The 18,478-nt window shown below is 60.4% G+C and carries 17 protein-coding genes; 5 read left to right on the forward strand and 12 right to left on the reverse strand.

What is annotated here, in order from left to right; all coding sequences use genetic code 11:
- The 9 genes from AC07VY_RS03305 to sucC all read right to left on the reverse strand — a co-directional run bounded on the left by AC07VY_RS03305 (position 1) and on the right by sucC (position 9,506).
- Positions 1–1,530 (reverse strand): PglL family O-oligosaccharyltransferase, encoded by a 1,530-nt coding sequence (locus AC07VY_RS03305; protein ID WP_495096283.1) that lies wholly within the window; start codon positions 1,528–1,530, stop codon positions 1–3.
- A 9-nt stretch (positions 1,531–1,539) separates the two neighbouring features.
- A complete protein-coding gene (locus tag AC07VY_RS03310; protein ID WP_495111282.1) occupies positions 1,540–3,150 on the reverse strand; it encodes a PglL family O-oligosaccharyltransferase in 1,611 nt (536 codons plus the stop codon).
- A 219-nt stretch (positions 3,151–3,369) separates the two neighbouring features.
- Positions 3,370–3,798, reverse strand: a complete 429-nt coding sequence (locus AC07VY_RS03315) for a pilin (protein WP_495096285.1) — start codon at positions 3,796–3,798, stop codon at positions 3,370–3,372.
- A 192-nt stretch (positions 3,799–3,990) separates the two neighbouring features.
- Positions 3,991–4,779 carry a 3',5'-cyclic-nucleotide phosphodiesterase gene (locus AC07VY_RS03320; protein WP_495096286.1) on the reverse strand — a complete coding sequence of 263 codons (789 nt, stop codon included), beginning with the start codon at positions 4,777–4,779 and terminating at the stop codon, positions 3,991–3,993.
- A gap of 116 nt (positions 4,780–4,895) precedes the next feature.
- Positions 4,896–5,576, reverse strand: coding sequence for an FHA domain-containing protein (locus AC07VY_RS03325; protein WP_495096287.1), 681 nt, complete (start codon positions 5,574–5,576; stop codon positions 4,896–4,898).
- 46 nt (positions 5,577–5,622) lie between these two features.
- A complete protein-coding gene (locus AC07VY_RS03330; RefSeq protein ID WP_495096288.1) occupies positions 5,623–6,408 on the reverse strand; it encodes a Stp1/IreP family PP2C-type Ser/Thr phosphatase in 786 nt (261 codons plus the stop codon).
- 237 nt (positions 6,409–6,645) lie between these two features.
- On the reverse strand, positions 6,646–7,344 hold the full coding sequence (locus AC07VY_RS03335) for a TerC family protein (RefSeq protein WP_495096289.1): 699 nt from the start codon (positions 7,342–7,344) through the stop codon (positions 6,646–6,648).
- Between the two features lie 89 nt (positions 7,345–7,433).
- The gene (gene sucD / locus AC07VY_RS03340; protein WP_495075646.1) at positions 7,434–8,330 is read right to left on the reverse strand and encodes a succinate--CoA ligase subunit alpha; all 897 of its coding nucleotides are present in this window, start codon (positions 8,328–8,330) and stop codon (positions 7,434–7,436) included.
- 9 nt (positions 8,331–8,339) lie between these two features.
- The gene (gene sucC, locus AC07VY_RS03345) at positions 8,340–9,506 is read right to left on the reverse strand and encodes an ADP-forming succinate--CoA ligase subunit beta (RefSeq protein ID WP_495096290.1); all 1,167 of its coding nucleotides are present in this window, start codon (positions 9,504–9,506) and stop codon (positions 8,340–8,342) included.
- A 125-nt stretch (positions 9,507–9,631) separates the two neighbouring features.
- Here sucC and argC point away from each other — a divergent pair, with 125 nt between their 5' ends.
- Positions 9,632–10,543, forward strand: coding sequence for an N-acetyl-gamma-glutamyl-phosphate reductase (argC, locus tag AC07VY_RS03350; protein WP_495096291.1), 912 nt, complete (start codon positions 9,632–9,634; stop codon positions 10,541–10,543).
- Positions 10,544–10,623: 80 nt separating this feature from the next.
- Here argC and recX read toward each other — a convergent pair whose 3' ends face one another.
- Positions 10,624–11,088 carry a recombination regulator RecX gene (gene recX, locus AC07VY_RS03355; RefSeq protein ID WP_495096292.1) on the reverse strand — a complete coding sequence of 155 codons (465 nt, stop codon included), beginning with the start codon at positions 11,086–11,088 and terminating at the stop codon, positions 10,624–10,626.
- A 54-nt stretch (positions 11,089–11,142) separates the two neighbouring features.
- Positions 11,143–12,246, reverse strand: coding sequence for a recombinase RecA (gene recA, locus AC07VY_RS03360; RefSeq protein WP_495096293.1), 1,104 nt, complete (start codon positions 12,244–12,246; stop codon positions 11,143–11,145).
- Between the two features lie 148 nt (positions 12,247–12,394).
- On the opposite strand from recA, the gene AC07VY_RS03365 reads away from it, so the two are divergent.
- The 3 genes from AC07VY_RS03365 (at position 12,395) to fusA (ending at position 16,023) form a co-directional block, all read left to right on the forward strand.
- Positions 12,395–12,868: a MarR family winged helix-turn-helix transcriptional regulator gene (locus AC07VY_RS03365; RefSeq protein ID WP_495096294.1), complete on the forward strand. Its 474-nt coding sequence runs from the start codon at positions 12,395–12,397 to the stop codon at positions 12,866–12,868.
- Positions 12,869–12,902: 34 nt separating this feature from the next.
- A complete protein-coding gene (locus tag AC07VY_RS03370; protein ID WP_495075640.1) occupies positions 12,903–13,577 on the forward strand; it encodes a response regulator in 675 nt (224 codons plus the stop codon).
- Between the two features lie 439 nt (positions 13,578–14,016).
- Positions 14,017–16,023, forward strand: a complete 2,007-nt coding sequence (gene fusA / locus AC07VY_RS03375) for an elongation factor G (RefSeq protein WP_495096295.1) — start codon at positions 14,017–14,019, stop codon at positions 16,021–16,023.
- A gap of 86 nt (positions 16,024–16,109) precedes the next feature.
- Here fusA and AC07VY_RS03380 read toward each other — a convergent pair whose 3' ends face one another.
- Entirely contained in the window at positions 16,110–16,775 is a 666-nt protein-coding gene (locus AC07VY_RS03380; RefSeq protein ID WP_495096296.1) for a pyridoxamine 5'-phosphate oxidase family protein, read from the reverse strand.
- Between the two features lie 250 nt (positions 16,776–17,025).
- Here AC07VY_RS03380 and pdxR point away from each other — a divergent pair, with 250 nt between their 5' ends.
- The gene (gene pdxR / locus AC07VY_RS03385) at positions 17,026–18,477 is read left to right on the forward strand and encodes a MocR-like pyridoxine biosynthesis transcription factor PdxR (protein WP_495096297.1); all 1,452 of its coding nucleotides are present in this window, start codon (positions 17,026–17,028) and stop codon (positions 18,475–18,477) included.
- Position 18,478 lies beyond the last annotated feature (1 nt).

The following is an 18,478-nucleotide window of genomic DNA, read 5'->3' on the forward strand; positions in this document are numbered from 1 at the left end:
CTAGGGCCGTGGTGGCGCCCGGTGCGCAGCCATCCACTCGGCATAACCCTCCGGAAAAGCCGCCTGGTAGCGCGCCAGATGGAAGACCGCATCCCGGTCCCGCCCCAGCAGCAAGGCGGCGTCTATCACCCGCTCTATGACGCGTTGTTCGGGCGAGAAATGCAGCATCTCCAGCGCCATGCGGTACTGCTCAGGCGCATTGGCCAAGGTCAGCTGCGTAATCGACAGCTCGGCAAACTCCACCTGGTCATGGAACATCCAGCTCGCATGCAGCTTGTCCAAGGTGTCCATGCGGTAAGCAGGATCACGGTCATCAGGTGACAAATAGATCTGGCTGATGCGGTGGTAATCCCAGGCCACATAGCCGCAAATTGCTATCAATACAGTAGCTAGCAAAGCACAGATTAACTGCGCCAGAGCCCGACTTCTTTCAAATAACGATGGGCCTCGCCAAAGCAACAGTACGCACAGGCCAGCCGCGATCTGGAACGGCCCGTACCACAGCGGATATTCCAACAGGCTATGCAGTCCGATCACCGCCAGCACCGACCAGGCAAGCTGACGTGTGGCATCCGTTTCTGCCCAGGGTCTCGACCGCAGCACCCAATACAACAACAGGCCGCATGCAATCAACGCCGCAGGGATGCCCAACTCCACCGCCAGGTGCAGGGGCAGGTTGTGCGCGTTGTCCAGGATGTCGCAAAAGCGCGGGCCATCAAACAGGGTGATGTAGTGCGCGTAGTTCAGCCCGCCCCAACCCCAGCCGCCCCAAGGGTGCAAGGAAATCAGGGTCAACACGTTATGCCACAGCGTCAACCGGCTGGAGCACACCGCATCCCCCGCCTGCAAGCGCGCCCAGGCCCCGCTGGACCATGGATCCAACCCAATGAGGACCGGCAATAGCATCAGAGCCGCCGCGTAGGCCAGCAGATAGACCAGCACCACCCGGCGCAGCTCCAGCTGGCGCCAGCCACCCCACAGCAGAAACAAGGCCAGCAGCAGCACGATCTGGAACAAGCCGGTACGCGAAGAAGACACCGCATTCCCAGCTGCCAACAACACCGCCAAGCCCAGCTGCACCCCACGCAACAGCGCCACCTGGGCCGCCGGCCGGACCTGCACTACCCACCACAGCAAGGCAGCAAAGGCAATACTGGTCAAACTCGCATACTGGTTGCGCTGGCGCAAATTGCCAAACGCCTCGCCCAGCTGCGTGGCGTTCACCCAGGGTGTCAGCTGCGAACTCAGTCCGAAATACTGAACCAGGCCAATCACACTGCTGATGGCCCCAGCCTGCAGCCAGGTGCTGGCAGCGATGCGGGGCCAGGGCTTATCTGTGGCGGGGGCGATGGCCTGCAAACCCAGCACCAGGGCCACCGCACAGCAGGCGAAAAGCCAGGGGATTACCGCAGATGTAGGGCCGGGGGCGAAGGGGTTGAGCCAGGGTAAAACGAAAATGGCCGTTACCAGGAAAGCGCTTGTCGCCCAAGTCGTCGTACCGCGCATTACAGAATCAGAGGTATAGCTCAAAAGGCACCATCATTGAACGCCGAGCGTGCTGGGCGCTGAACTGCGAGGCTCGAAATGAGGCCACTGAACGGCAGCCATCGCTGGCTGCGTCTTGGCCTGGCTATCCCAGATGCGCCGCAAGTCGCGGTCAAAACCGTCCGGCTGCACTCTTTGCATTTTTTGAATCCACGCGCTGGCCTCTTCTGGCCGATGGCGGTAAGCCAAGGCTTTGGCAACGTTAAACATATTGGATGGCGTGGGCGAGATGAAACATACCTTGCGTAAGCGCTCCAGCTCATCTTCGCTGATATCGGGCTCTACGCCTAGACGGGCATAGCGAATGGATTCACGCATATCGTTCAAGATAAGCACGTCTGGCGGACCGCCCGGCGGCTGGCGACCAATATGGGCTGCATCCAACTTGAGCCTGCGCATGCTGGCATCCACATTGAAATAATCACGCACGATGAGCCCCAGCACAATGCAGGCACCACATAACAGCCCCAGTAGCACCCACTTGCCGCAACTCCACACAACGCGGCGACGCGACCGCTGATTCAGCATGCCCATGACCAACCCGGTTGGCAGCAAAAAATAGGCATGGTGCAAAGGCAATTCAACCATAGCATGCAAACCGATGACCGCCACAAAGAGCACTAAAACTGCATCTTCAAGGTTGGACACTCGCAACAAAGTGCGAGTGAACCACACCACAATGGACAAGGACACCAGCACGCCGATAGGAATACCGCACCACAGTACCAAGTCCAAAAACAAGTTGTGCGAATGCATAAAGAAGGAAGCTAGGCTGGCGTGGTTCTGGGCAACTGCCAGCTGTGCCACAACCAGCTGGTTCCAACCATAGCCCCACCAGAGTTGGTGCCGGATCGCATCCAAAAACAAGATGTAAGCTTCCAGACGTAACTGGGAGGACTCCCCCCCCAAAGTAGCCGACCGAATCTGTATACCCAACCCCATCCAATCACTCAAAGTCTGCAGCGACAAGGAGCACGCCACAAAGTACAGCAGCAATAACATGGCAACCCAGGGAGCCCGAGCAGGCAGCCAGCCCCTCCACATCCAGGCTGCACAAGTCAAGGCAAACAAAGCAATCGACGCAATCCGCGACTGCGTCAAGGCAATACCAAACAACAGAAAAACGGCAGCAAAAGCTACAACCCTTCCACGGATTTTTTGTCGCGCCATTCCCCAGACACAAGCCAACAAGCCCCACAACAGCAGGGTCGCCAACTGGTTGGGTTGCCCCAAATTGGCAGACGGTCTGCCGGGAGAAAACTGCTCTGCCCATATTTGCATGACCTCAGTGAAATCGCCCAACTCCAACCACTCACGCAGCTGCAAACCCACTGACACGAAGGCCGCAATACCAATGGCAAAAAACAGACCATCTGCCGCCCGCCCAGGCGTCGCGGACTCCCAGCGCGCTCCTACTAAGAGTGCTAAAAGCAAGCCAAGCACAAATAGCGTACTCACCCAGACCTGACCACTGAAAAATAGGATGCCTGTTGCGTACTGCAGTAATGGCGTCAACGCCAATAGCGCAATCAGGGTTGTGAAGGCATGCCATTGCACAGCCTCCCGAAATCTCACGACGACAGCAACGGAGGCCAGTGCCAGCATGGCTGCCACCCAGGCATCGGTATGGAATGTAGGCCAGGGATAGTAGTGGTTGGGCAGCAACCATCCCAACGCCAGTAACGGCACCCATAGGCTAAGCCATAGCGGTGGAAGAGGATCTTTAGCAATCAATGGTTTCAGAACCTAGAAGTTCAGCCAGATATATAAGGTTTGTACGGCCCATAAAAAAAGCCCCCGAAGGGGCTTTAGATGCCATGGATTTTACTGGCAGCTGGCAGGGCGGTACTTGGTAGCAATGGAACCACCGCAAACCCAGGTAACCTGGCTGGTCGTGGCATCCACCGTTCCCGTCAAAGTAATAGTCGAACCGCTGATCTTCGCTTCACCTTGCGCCGTAGCAGTAATTAAGCCTGTGGTGGTAGCAGAAGACGTGTAACCCACCGACTGCACATACTTAGATGACTGGCTAGAAATTGAAAAACTAGCAGTTGTAGGCATGCCCCCGTTCACCTGGGCCATCTCCGAAACGGCAGTACGACCGGATGATGCAGCCAAAATAACTTCCGAAACCTTCGCACGCACAGTGTAGTCCTGGTATGCAGGCAACGCCACAGCAGCCAAAATACCAATGATCGCCACAACGATCATCAGTTCGATAAGGGTGAAACCTTGTTGGATTGAACGCTTCATCAAAAGCTCCTAAAAGAAAGTGTTGAGACAGTCATACCCAGCACATAGCGTGCCAGAGGAATATGTCACGGATTGCAGCCAACCATGCTTGTTTTGGTCAAAAAAGCGCCCAATCACTGACAGCAATGTCACTTCATTACAACCTCACAGCAGGAATGACATTTTTGGCAAGAGTGTCCCAGCTTTGTAAATCTAGACCGCAAACACCTGTCCCGCCTGCAGCCAGCGGATGTCATGCGGAATATTCTGGCCTACGGGCAGCACGGCTTCGAACTGGGCAATCTCGTCCATGATGAGCTCGGTCTCGAAGGGCTTGGTATGGGTGATGTAGATCGGGAAGCGCTGCGTGCCTATGCCCTTTAGCTCCTCCGCCAGGGTCTCGGGGGACAAATGCAGGCTACGACGGGCCAGATCTTTTTCACGGTTGCTGAACGCAGTTTCAATCACCAGAGCGGCTACATCCAGCTGCGCCAAGCGCAGCCAGAATGCGGGGTTGCGCTCCGTGTCGCCTGTGAATACCCAGCTTGGCCCATCCGCGGATACGGCGTAACCCACGGCGGGCACAGAATGTACGGCAGGCAAGGCCTCAATACGCTTGTCACGAACATGCACTATCTGGCCCAGGCTGATTTCGTTGAAACGGATAAATGGCTCAGCCACTGAGGGAATCACGCTGAAGTCCGGCCAAATCACGTTATTGAAAATATGCGCTTTGAGCGCGGCAATGGTGCCAGCCAGCGCATAAATCTGAAATGGTCCGGTTCGCTGAGAAGCCACAGCGTCCACCATCAAGGGCAGCGCTGCAACGTGGTCCAAGTGGGAGTGGGTCAGGAAGATATGGTTGACTGCACACATTTCATCCAATGTGAGATCGCCAACGCCGGTACCGGCATCAATCAAGACATCAGAATCAACCAAAAAGGACGTGGTTCTGCAGTCTTTGGCAATGGCTCCAGAGCATCCCAGCACACGGACCTTCATGACCAGACCCTTTGATTCATTTTGAAAATGGGCCGCGCCATCCCATCGGTGTCAGCTACGGAAGTAGGCTTCTTGAAGCAGCGCGGTGCCCATGCTTCAACCAGACACCGGTTTTGTCAAGGCTGCACAAACTGCATTTGTGTGCCAGCCAACTGCAAGAGATCGCCATTTTTCAGCGCCACCGGCGTGGCCCCTATCGCACTGCCATTGAGTACGGGCTGGGTATCACCTTCTACATGCACCACAACATAGCCGTGCGGGCGGCGCGTAATCGCAGCAACAGCAATGCCAGGCTTACCCAAAGTCGTTACTATTTTGGTCAAGGTGACTTCACGCCCTGCCGCTGCACCGGACAACACGCGTATGGCGGCCGTAATATGCGGCGCTATTTCAGCCCCCACCAGCGGCATGGATGCCGAATGGTGCGACACACGGCGTACCTGTTGACCCACACCACCGGCCAAAGGGCTGGGCCGAGAAGCCATGCCGGGTTCGAAACCCGAATCCATGCCGTCGCCCACAAACTTGAGTTTGTATTTGCCGACTTCAATCAGATCATTGTTCTGCAAAATTTGCTTGCGGGCAGCCTTACCGTTGATGTAAGTGCCATTGGTGCTGTTCAAGTCCTCCAGATGGACTTCATTGCCCACCATCAGTACCACCGCATGCTCACCACTGATCGCCAGGTTATCGATCACGATATCGTTATACGGCCTACGGCCCAGCGTCGTGCGGTCTTTGGTCAACTGCACCTCTTTGATGACTACGCCGTCGATTGAAACAATCAGTTTTGGCATGGTCAGTTACCGTGTCTATTCATGGAATTGGCACCTGTGAATGGATCTAGCTTCCCAATAGCCGGGATACGAGTCCCCGCTTCTTGGCGCCGGCCACCGCTTGGACAAGCAGGACCGTAATATTATCTCGCCCACCATGCGCATTGGCGATGCTAATCAGCTGTTTGGCCTTTTGCGCAAGTGGAGCGTCGGTCTCCATGATACGTGCGATCGGCGCATCATCGACCATATCCGAGAGCCCGTCCGAACACATCAGGTACAGGTCACCTTCTTCCACCCCATGCTCATGCACCTCCAGCAGCACGCTGTCATCTATCCCCAAGGCACGTGTCACCAAATTTTTGTTATTGGATGTCGCAGCCTGCTGAGGCGTAATCAGTCCTGCATCCAGTTGCTCCTGCAACAAAGAATGGTCCTTGGTGATTTGCTGCAATACATTGCGCCGAAAACGATAGCACCGTGAATCGCCGATATGGCCCACCAACACGCGGCTATCTTGAAAGATGCCCACCACCAAGGTCGTGCCCATGCCCGCGTAATGCTCATTCACGTTGGCTGCGGTGTACACCGCCAAATTGGCGTTGTGCACGCAAGCATCCATGGCGCGGCGAAGATCCCGGCCACTCGCCTGGGACCCTGCCTCTAACAGCCACCGCGCCAACTCGGTGTGGACAAACGTAGTCGCCATACTGCTGGCGACCTCGCCTGCGTTGTAGCCACCCATACCGTCCGCCAATACCGCCAACCCGCTGGGCTCGTCAAAAGCCGCAGCGTCTTCATTGTTTTCGCGCAAAAGACCAGGGTGGGTCTGCGTACAGAACTCGTAAATCATCTTGTTGTCGAACTGAGCTCGTGAAATTCCAATGCAATAGGCGGCTTGCGGGATATGAACCGGCTAGGTCTAGTTTGCCACGACCTTGAGCCTGAGCACATAAATGATCCGCCTTTCGCCTCTGCGCATCAGATGCAGACCTCTATTTCCGCTGTATTTTGTTACAACTAGGCGGCAAAAAAAGCCCGCAGCGGGGCAGTTTTTCACGTCACATCCTAAAAATAGAGGGTGTGCGAATCAAACTGACGTGGAATTGCTGCGCTTTTGCAACCAAGTACCCAAAGCAACCACCAATACGGCGCCGATCACACCGGCAAAATTCACGGTCTGCTCCTTGGTTTCGCCAAACTGGGTCACAACGGCTGGATCCGTCAACAGCATTTCACCCGCCAAAAATCCCAAGAGCGCCGCACCAATCGTGATGATGATAGGAAATCGCTCCATCACCTTGGTCAGCAAAGTGGCGCCAAACACGATCAAGGGAATGCTCACCAACAAACCCAGCACCAACAAAGGAACATTTCCGTTGGCTGCTGCTGCCACGGCCAGCACGTTATCGAGACTCATGACCAGATCGGCAATCAAAATAGTCCGAATGGCCGCCAGCAACCCATGGATCTGCTTGCCATGCCCGCCATCGCCTTCGCCCTCGTCCTTGAGCAGATCCACCCCGATATACACCAGCAAGGCCGCGCCCAGCAACTTCAGAAACGGCATAGCCAACAATTTGATGGCCACCACCGTCAGCACAATCCGCATCACGATGGCGGCAGCGCTGCCCCATACGATGGCTTTCTGCTGCTGCTCTGGCTTCAAAGTGCGGGCTGCCATGGCGATTACCACGGCGTTGTCGCCGCTCAGGACGATATTGGCCAAAACAATCGAGCCAAACGCGCTCCAGAACAGGGGCGAGGTGAAATCAAGTCCAAAAAACATATACCGCCCTCTACAAGCACGTTAAAACAACGCCGGGCACCCTAGGTGCCCGGCATGGATTCGAAGGCTGCCTGTAGCGGCAACCTCTATTACTTCAGCAAAGCTTTCAGCAGCTTGCCCATTTCGGATGGATTACGTGTCACGGTGAAACCGCACTCTTCCATCACAGCCAGTTTGGCATCCGCCGTGTCGGCGCCACCGGAGATCAGCGCACCTGCATGGCCCATGCGCTTGCCGGGGGGAGCGGTCACGCCAGCGATGAAGCCAACGATAGGCTTCTTCATGTTCAGCTTGCACCAGCGAGCGGCTTCAGCTTCGTCCGGACCACCGATTTCACCGATCATGATGACCGCATCGGTATCTGGATCTTCGTTGAAAGCCTGCATCACGTCGATATGCTTCAGACCGTTGATCGGGTCGCCACCGATGCCGACGGCGCTGGATTGACCCAGACCGATTTCGGTCAGTTGCGCCACAGCTTCGTAGGTCAGCGTGCCGGAACGGCTGACCACGCCAATCCGACCCTTGCGGTGGATATGGCCGGGCATGATGCCAATCTTGATTTCGTCAGGAGTGATCAGACCGGGGCAGTTGGGGCCCAGCAGCAGGGTCTTCTTACCGCCAGCGGCTTCCTTGGCCTTCATGCGGTTGCGCACTTCCAGCATGTCTTTGACGGGGATGCCTTCGGTAATACAGATCGCCAGGTCCAGATCGGCTTCAACGGCTTCCCAGATCGCGGCAGCAGCGCCGGCTGGCGGCACGTAGATCACCGACACGGTTGCGCCGGTTTCCGAAGCCGCTTCCTTGACGGAGGCGTAGATTGGGATATTGAAAATCGACTCGCCGGCCTTCTTGGGGTTCACACCCGCGACGAAAGCGTTTTTACCGTTGGCGTATTCCTGGCACTTTTCAGTGTGGAACTGGCCGGTCTTGCCGGTAATACCTTGGGTGATGACTTTGGTGTCTTTGTTGATATAGATGGACATGACGATTCCTTAGCGGGCGTTAACGGCTGCGACAACTTTTTCGGCCGCTTCAGCCATGCTGTCCGCACTGATGATGGGCAGACCGGACTCGGCCAGCATCTTCTTGCCCAGGTCTTCGTTAGTGCCCTTCATGCGCACGACCAGAGGCACAGACAGGTTCACTGCCTTGCAAGCCGTGATCACGCCGGTGGCGATGGTGTCGCACTTCATGATGCCGCCGAAGATGTTGACCATGATGGCCTCAACTTTGGAGTTCTTCAGCATGATCTTGAAGGCTTCGGTGACCTTCTCGGGGGTGGCACCGCCGCCCACGTCCAGAAAGTTGGCCGGCTCGGCGCCGTACAGCTTGATGGTGTCCATGGTCGCCATGGCCAGGCCAGCGCCGTTCACCAGGCAGCCGATGTTGCCGTCCAGGCTGATGTAGGCCAGGTCGAACTTGGAGGCTTCCACTTCGGCAGCGTCTTCTTCGTCCAGATCGCGGTAGGCGACGATTTCTGGGTGGCGGAACAGCGCATTTGGGTCGAAATTGAACTTGGCGTCCAGGGCCATCAGGTTGCCCTTGGAGTCGCAGTTCAACGGGTTGATTTCCACCAAGGACGCATCGGTGTCCATGTAGCACTTGTAGATCTTGGCGAAGATGTCTACGGCCTGGTCAATAGACACGCCGGTCAAGCCGATGGCTGCAGCCACCTTCTTGCTCTGCTCGGGGGTAATGCCGGTCAGCGGGTCGATCATCTCGGTGACGATTTTCTCGGGCGTGGAATGCGCCACTTCCTCGATGTCCATACCGCCTTCGCTGGAAGCGATCAGGGCCACCTTCTGCGTGGCGCGGTCGGTCACCAGGGACACATACAGTTCGTTCTTGATGTCGGCGCCGTCTTCGATGTACAGGCGGCGAACTTTCTGGCCTTCAGGACCGGTCTGGTGCGTCTTCAGCTGCATGCCCAGGATTTCACCGGCCAGCTTCTTCACGTCGTCAATGGTCTTGGCAACCTTGACGCCGCCGCCCTTGCCACGTCCGCCAGCGTGGATCTGTGCCTTGACAACCCACACTGGGCCGCCGAGTTTTTGGGCGGCTTCCACCGCTTCTTGCACCGTGAATGCCGGAATGCCCTTCGGCACTGGCACACCAAAATTACGCAAGATTTCCTTGCCTTGGTATTCGTGAATCTTCATGAGGGCTCTCTCAGGAATGGATGGGGTTCTGCCCGTCTGTCTTGTATAAGACTTGCGAGCTGCGTTCTGTCAGCCCGCGAATGTATCATGCTGCAACGCACAACACCTTACAGCATAGGCTCACCATGTCCAAAGTCTTCATCGATGGCGAAGCCGGTACCACCGGTCTGCAAATCCGCGAACGCCTGCAATCCATGCCGCAGATCGAGTTGGTCAGCATCGCCCCCGAGCTGCGCAAAGACCCCGCCGCCAAGCGCGCGCTGATGGCCACGGTGGACCTGGTCATCCTGTGTCTGCACGACGATGCCGCGATCGAATCGGTAGCCATGATCGACAGCCTGCCCGGCAAGAAGCCCAAGATCATCGACGCTTCTACGGCCCACCGTACGGCGCCGGGCTGGGTCTTCGGCTTTCCCGAACTGGTAGCTGGGCAGCAAGAAGCCGTGGCACAGGCTGACCGCGTGGGCAACCCCGGCTGCTACGCCACCGGCGCGATTGCGCTGATACGCCCGCTGGTGGATGCCGGCCTGCTGGACCCCGACGCCGCGCTGGCCCTGCCCTCGGTTAGCGGCTACTCGGGTGGCGGACGCAGCATGATTGAAGCCTATGAAAAGGGCGAGGCGCCGCTGTTTGAAATCTACGCACTGGGCCTGCAGCACAAGCATTTGCCGGAAATCATGCGCTACACCGGGCTGACCCGCCGGCCGATTTTTGTGCCGTCCGTGGGCAACTTCGCCCAGGGCATGCTGGTGCAGCTGCCGCTGCATCTGGACCTGCTGCCCGGCAAGCCCACCGGCCAAGACCTTCACAACGCCTTGGCCAAGCACTACGCGGGCAGCGAATGGGTCACGGTCGAAGCCCCTGGCGACAGCGGCAAACTGGACGCCCTGGCGCTGGTCGACACTAACAAGATGGAGCTGCGCGTGTTCGCCAACGAAACCCACCGCCACGCGGTGCTGATCGCCCGTTTGGACAACCTGGGCAAGGGCGCCAGCGGTGCCGCAGTGCAAAACCTGAAGCTGATGCTGGGCCTGTAAAACCAGGTTACTACACTTTTTATAGCTTCCAGCGCAGGTGGTATCTGCGCCAGCGGCCTAAAAAGCTTGTAAACCTATTCTCAGCAATCGTCGTCACTGCCGGCCACCACGCGCCGCACGGCGTCCGACGAAAAGCCCCGCGCCAACAAAAAGCGCTGCTGCTTGGCGCGTGCCGCAGCGTCCACCGGCGGGCTGCCGAACTTCTTGCGCCAAACGTCGCGGGCACGCTCCAGCTCCGTGGCTTGCAAACCGGCTACTGCATCCAGCACGGCAGACGGGTCCAGGCCCTTGTTTTGCAACTCCTGGCGGATGCGCGAGGCGCCCAACTTGCCGGCGCGCCGGTACAGCACAGAATCCAACACGCGCTGCTCGTTGATGAAGCCCTTGGCCTGCAGCTCGTCCAGCGCCTGGGCCAGCTCGCCCGGGGTTTCTTCAAACGCCGCGAGCTTGCGTTCCAGCTCTACCCGCGAATACTCGCGGCCGCTGAGCAGGCGCAGGGCACGGCCCTTGAGGCTGATGGGCGCGGAGGCCGATGGAAACGCCATGCGCTATCTCTTTAATAGCTACCAGCATAGGTACTAGCTGCGCTGGCAGGCACTTTATGCCTCGACCTTGGCCTTCTTGCCTTCTTTCACTTCCTTGGCTTCTTCCACCACAGGGACCAGAGGAATGCCCAGGGACTCGCGCACCTTGTTCTCAATTTCGATCGACAGGCCGGGGTTCTCGCGCAGGAATTCGCGGGCGTTGTCGCGGCCCTGGCCGATTTTTTCGCCGTTGTAGGCATACCAGGCGCCCGACTTTTCGATGATCTTGGCTTCCACGCCCATGTCGATGATTTCGCCATGGCGGCTGATGCCTTCGCCGAACAGGATATCGAACTCGGCCGTCTTGAACGGGGGCGCGACCTTGTTCTTCACCACCTTGACCTTGGTTTCGTTACCGATGGAGTCGTCGCCCTTCTTGATGGTGCCGGTGCGGCGGATGTCCAGGCGCACGGAGGCGTAGAACTTCAGCGCGTTGCCGCCGGTGGTGGTTTCGGGCGAGCCGAACATCACGCCGATCTTCATGCGGATCTGGTTGATGAAGATGACCATGCAGTTGGCCTTCTTGATGGTGGCGGTCAGCTTGCGCAGCGCCTGGCTCATCAAGCGGGCTTGCAGGCCGGGCAGGCTGTCGCCCATTTCGCCTTCCAGTTCGGCCTTGGGCGTAAGCGCCGCCACCGAGTCCACCACGATCAGGTCGATGGCACCGGAGCGCACCAACGAATCAACGATTTCCAGGGCCTGCTCGCCAGTGTCGGGCTGGCTGATCAGCATTTCCTGCAGGTTCACGCCCAGGTTTTGCGCGTATTGGGTGTCGAGTGCGTGCTCGGCATCGACAAAGGCGCAGGTGCCGCCCAGCTTTTGCATCTCGGCAATTACTTGCAGGGTCAGCGTGGTCTTACCGCTGGACTCTGGGCCGTAGATTTCGATGACCCGGCCACGTGGCAGACCGCCGACGCCCAGCGCCACGTCCAGGCCCAGCGAGCCGGTGGAAACCACCTGGATGTCCTCGATCACCTCGCCCTCGCCCAGGCGCATGATGGTGCCCTTGCCGAACTGCTTTTCAATCTGTGCCAGAGCGGCTTGCAGGGCTTTGGCTTTTTCAGCCAGGGCAGCGGGGGTGGGGGCGACAGCGGGAGCGCGGGCAGCGGTAGGGTTCATGGCGGTGTCTTTCAAAATCAAGGGGTCAAGAGTTAGTGGGCCTGCATGGCCTGCTATTAACAACAGGCTGGATGCTTGAACAGTAGTTTAAAGCTCTGTTTTAAACCTGCAAAGCACATTTTTAGTCAGTTTGCCTTACCATTAATCCATGGCTTCCATCACGACAGACCAGGCTTGGCGGGAAACCCATTTGGGGCGGCGGCTGGATGCTGCCCTGCGCCAGTTCGACACGCGCGTGCTGGAGCTGATGGCGCGCAATATCGAGGTACCGCTGGCCCTGGGCAACCTGGCGGCGCGCGCGCAAGTGGGCGCCGCCCACATCCACATCACCCGGCACCTGCCGCTGCAGGGCTCACGGCTGACCGAACTGGCCGCGCAGGCCGGCATGAGCAAACAGGCCATGGGCGACCTGGTGGACCAGTGCGCCGCCTGGGGCATGGTGGCGCGCGAACCCGACCCGCTGGACGCCCGCGCCCGCCGGGTGGTGTTCACCGCCACCGGCCTGGCCTGGCTGCAGGCCTATCGCGACGCCGTGGCTCAGACAGAGGACGAATTCCGCGCTGCTGTCGGCCAGGACGTAGCGACGGTGGTCTCGCTGGGCCTAGAAGCCTACGCGGCCTAGAATTGATCGAAGAAAACCTATAAAGGGGACACGTATGCGCATTCTCATTGCGGAAGACGACCAGGTATTGGCCGACGGCCTGTTGCGCGCGCTGCGGGCCTCAGGCGCGGCGGTGGACCATGTGTCCAGCGGCAGCGAGGCCGACGCTGCTCTGCTGACCAACCGCGAGTTCGACCTGCTGATCCTGGACCTGGGCCTGCCCAAGATGCATGGGCTGGAGGTGCTGAAAAAGCTGCGCGCCCGCGGCTCCTCCTTGCCGGTGCTGATACTGACGGCCGCCGACAGCGTGGAAGAACGCGTCAAAGGCCTGGACTACGGCGCCGACGACTACATGGCCAAACCCTTTTCGCTGCAGGAGCTGGAAGCCCGGGTGCGCGCCCTGGCGCGGCGCGGCGCGGGCGGCGCCAGCAGTAGCATCCAGCACGGCCCGCTGGTCTACGATCACGCCGGGCGCATGGCCACCATAGACGGCAAGCTGGTGGAACTATCGGCACGCGAGCTGGGGCTGCTGGAGGTCTTGCTGCAGCGCGCCGGGCGCCTGGTCAGCAAGGAACAATTGATCGAGCGCCTGTGCGAATGGGGCGAAGAGGTCAGCGTCAACGCCATCGAGGTCTACATCTACCGGCTGCGCAAGAAGATCGAGAAAGGCCCGATACGCATCGCCACCGTGCGCGGCCTGGGCTACTGCCTGGAAAAGATTGCGCCGTGATTTACGCCGTAATGTGTGCCTTGAATGTTACATAGCACATTACTATTGAAACATAAGCCCCCAAAGACAAAACCTACAAAACTTTTTATAATTGCGTCCATGCGTATGTCCACCCAAGCTTTGATCCTCTAGAAACCTTCCGATTTTTCGGAGGGCTTATGCGCCTTGCCGGAACCCACACAACCCCGGCAATTTGCGCGGGGTTTTTTGCTTTCTGGACCCGTGTTTTTAAGGAATTTCCATGCACACCTTTGACAAACTGATCGCCGCAATTCATCCGCACCAGTGGATGGTGGGCTTGCGCTCGTCCATTGGTGTCGCTGCCGACGCGCAAGACATAAACCGCTAGCTGCGGGATTTTTTCAAGGCTGTGGAACAGCCGTTGAAACCCCTGGCCAGCATTGAGCAGGCCAGGGGTTTTGTCTTTAAGGAACATAGTATGAACACGCGACAACTTCGCAATATCGGCATCATCGCCCACGTCGACGCTGGCAAAACCACCGTCAGCGAACGGGTGCTGTTCACCACCGGCGAAATCCACCGTACCGGTGAGGTGCACGACGGCAACGCCACCATGGACTACGACCCGCAGGAGCGGGCGCGCGGCATCACCATCAACAGCGCCGCCACCACCGTGGCCTGGCGCGGTCACCAGATCAACCTGATCGACACGCCCGGCCACATCGACTTCAACATCGAGGTCAGCCGCTCGCTACGCGTGCTCGACGGCGCGGTCGTGGTGTTCGATGGCGTGGCCGGCGTAGAGCCGCAGACCGAGACCAACTGGCGCCTGGCCGACCAATACCATGTGCCGCGCATCGCCCTGGTCAACAAGCTGGACCGCACCGGCGCCGACTTTGCGCGCGTGGTGGCGATGATCGCCGAGCGCCTGGGCGTCAAACCCCTGGTGCTGCAGCTGCCCATAGGCACGGAAGCCGAGTTCAGCGGCGTAGTCGATCTGCTGACCCAGCAAGCCCTGACCTGGCCGCCCAATGCCCAAGGCAAACCGACGCTGGAACGCAGTGCCGTGCCCGCCTATATGCAGGCCGCCGTGGAGTCTGCGCGTCGCACCCTGGTAGAGACCGCCGTGGAGCAAAACGACGCGCTGCTGACCGCCTATCTGAACGGTGAAGACATCTCGGAAGCGCAGCTGCGCGCGTGTATCCGCCAGGGCACACTGGCCGGCGCCTTTGTGCCCGTGCTGGGCGGCGCCGCGCTGAAGAACAAAGGCGTCGAGCCGCTGCTTGATGCGGTGGTGGACTACCTGCCCGCGCCCGAAGACCGCAACACTGACCTGCCACCGGGTGACGGCTTTGCTGCGCTGGTGTTCAAGGTGGTGCACGACGAACACGGCACGCTGAGCTATCTGCGCGTTTACCGTGGCGAAGCCCATGCGGGCAGCCAGGTGCTGAACGCCAACACCGGCCAGCGCGAACGTCTGTCGCGCGTGGTGCAAATGCACGCGGACCGGCGCGAAGAGCTGGCACTGGCGCAAGCCGGTGACATCGTGGCCGTGGCAGGGCTCAAGGCCAGTAAGACCGGCCACACGCTGAGCGACCCCGCACAGCCCCTGGTGCTGGAGGAAATCCATGCGCCCGAACCTGTCATTTCGATGGCGGTGGAGCCGCACTCGCGCGACGAGCAAAACAACTTCTCGCGCGGCCTGCACACGCTGGTGGACGAAGACCCCAGCCTGCGCCTGGGCCAGGACGCCGACACCGGCCAGACCCTGCTGTCCGGCGTAGGTGAGCTGCAGCTGGAAGTGACGCTGGAAAAGCTGCGCAGCCGCTTCGGCGTGACGGTGCACACCGGCCCGCCCCAGGTAGCCATGCGCGAGACCATTGCGCGTGCGGCCAGCGTGCGCTATCTGCACAAGAAGCAGAGCGGCGGCCCTGGTCAGTATGCGGAAGTGGCGCTGCGCGTGGAGCCGCTGGAGCGCGGCGCAGGTCTGCGTTTCGAGAACGCCATCACCGGCGGTGTGATCCCCAGGGAATACATCCCCAGTGTGGAACAAGGCGTGCGGCGCGCGGCCCTGGCCGGCGTGCTGGCCGGCCACCCGGTGGTGGATCTGTTGGTCACGCTGGAGGACGGCAGCTTCCACGAGAAGGACTCGTCCACGCTGGCGTTTGAGGTGGCCGGTGCGGCCGCCTTCACCCAGGCGCTGCGCGAGGCCGGGCCGACGTTGCTGGAGCCGGTGATGGACGTGGAAGTCACCACGCCGATGGACCATGTGGGCGACGTGATCGGCGACCTGAACCGCCGGCGCGGCCATGTGCGCAGCCAGGACCAGCGCGGCAACGCGGCGGTCGTGCGCGCCATGGTGCCGCTGCAGACGCTGTTTGGCTACATCGGCAGCCTGCGCGCGCTGACCGCCGGGCGCGCCAGCTACACGATGCAGTTCGACCACTACGCCGAGGCGCCGCGGCAAGTGCCGGCACACGCCTGAGCCTGAAAAGGGCGAACCGCAAGGTTCGCCCTTTTTTATGCATGAAATCAGCAACTAGCGCATATTCCACCTGTGCCAGAAGCTATCTAAACAGTAGCAGAGCCCTGCCACTGCTGTACATAGGCCGGCACGTCGCCGGGCCCGGGTGCGTCTTCCACCGGCGCAGCCTGGGTCTGCACCAGCGGCAGCACACCCGTCCACACCGGAATGTCCATGTCCTCCGCATCATCGATGGGCGGGCCGGTGCGCACCTTACACACAGCTTCCGTCAGCGCAATACGCATCACGGTGGTGGCGGCGAACTCTTTGTCATTGCCACGGCGGATGTCCGCATTCCGGCCCGGCGCCAGCTTGTCCATGAAGGCATCCAGCGCGGCGCGTTTGGCAGCGTCTTCCGCCACCCGCTCGAAGCTGCCGTAGATGACGGCCGAGCGGTAGTTCATCGAATGGTTGAAGGCCGAGCGCGCCAGCACCAGGCCGTCCACATGGGTGATGACCACGCAGGCCTGGGTGCCGCCGGCCAACAGCTTCAGCAGGCGGCCGCCGTTCGAGCCGTGGATGTACAAGTGCTCGCCTTCGCGCCAGCAGGCGGTGGGGATGTTGTGCGTGCCCTTGTCGTCCACAAAGGCGATGTGGCACACATAGGCTGCATCGATGATGGCGTGCAGCGTGCTGCGCTGGTAGTCGGCGTTCTCGGCAATCCGGCGGATGCGGGTGCGTGCGCTGGGCGGCGCAACGGCGGTGTCGGTCATGGGGCAGGTTTCCAAAAGAAGAGTGAAAGGCAGCGCACTATAATTTTTACTGGCTCTAAAAATAGAACCAGAAGTCATTAATTTTCTAGAACCACGATTCATTAATAAACCCCAATGACGTGCGCCACGGCTCTCACTCCAGGAACCCATGGGGCCGGCTTTGCCGGACCATCGGGTTCGCCCCCTGAAGGGGGTTGGCGAGAGCGACACGAAGTGCGCGAAGCCTGGGGGGGAACCATGTAAGGCCACGATGGACTACGCCGTACTGTTTGCGCAATTCAGCCAGGCCCATGCGCAGCAGGGCTGGCCGCGCCAACGCCTGCTGCATGCCTGCCTGCGCGCGGCCATCCGCAGCGGCACTCTGGGCGCCGGCACGCGCCTGCTGGCGACGCGGCAGTTGGCCAACGACCTGGGTGTGTCGCGCAACACCGTGCTGTACGCGTACGAGCAGCTGGCCACCGAAGGCTATGTGCAGCCGGATCGGCGCGGCACGCGGGTGGCGGACATCGCCGTCGCCCGCCCAGCCGCACGGGCGCGTCCGGCCCAGCCGCCACCCAGCCTGTCGCGCCGTGCCCAAACGGCAGAGCCGCTGCCCGAAGCGCATCTGATGGGCGCCTTCGTGCCCGGTGTGCCCTCGCTGATCGACTTTCCGCTGCCGGCCTGGCAGCGGCTGATGGACCGGGCCTGGCGTGCCACCTCTACCGTGCAGCTCAACTACGGCGGCCCGGCCGGCCAGCCGCTGCTGCGCGAAGCGATTGCCGAGCATCTGCGTGCCTCGCGCGGCGTGGTCTGCGAAGCGCGCCAGGTGTTCGTCACCGACGGCACGCAAAGCAGCCTGGACCTGTGCGCCCACGCCTTCGCCGACGCCGGCGACACCGTGTGGCTGGAGAACCCCGGCTACCGTGGCGCGCTGACGGCGTTCAAAGCTGCCGAGCTGCGGGTCCACGGCATTGCGGTGGATGCCGAAGGCATGGCGCCCAGCGCCGCCGACTGGCGCCTGCATCCACCCAAGCTGGTCTATACCACACCGTCGCACCAGTACCCGCTGGGCAGCGTACTGAGCCTGCCGCGCCGGCTGGCGCTGATCGCCCAGGCCCAGGCTGCGGGCGCGCTGCTGATCGAGGACGATTACGACAGCGAATTCCGCCACGATGGCCCGCCGCTGGCCGCGATGCAAGGCCTGCTGCCCGACGCGCCGGTGCTGTACCTGGGCACCTTCAGCAAAACCATGTTCCCGGCGCTGCGCATCGGCTTCATCGTGGTGCCGCAGAACTTGGTGGAGCCGCTACAGCGGCTGGTGACGCAGTCGGTACCCCGGGGCCGCGCCGCAGACCAACTGGCCCTGGCAGAGTTTTTGCGCAGCGGCCAGTTCGCCACCCATTTGCGCCGCATGCGCCGTCTCTACCGGCAGCGGCGCGATGCCCTGCGCAGCGCGCTGGAACGGCAACTGGGCGATGTAGGAAGCGTGCACGGTGGCTCGGCCGGCATGCATCTAGCGCTGGTGCTGGACGCCGCGATTTCCGACTTGGCCGTCAGCACCCAGGCGCTGCAAAAAGGCATCGAGGCCCACCCCTTGAGCGCCCACGCCGTAGGCAGTGGGCCAGTGTGGAACGGCCTGATGCTGGGCTATGCCCAGGTGCCGGTGGAGCAGATGGAGGCAGCGGTGAAGAAGCTGGCGGCCATCGTCCGCAAGCTGGGCTGAG

The sequence above is a fragment of the Rhodoferax sp. GW821-FHT02C08 genome, from assembly GCF_059421805.1.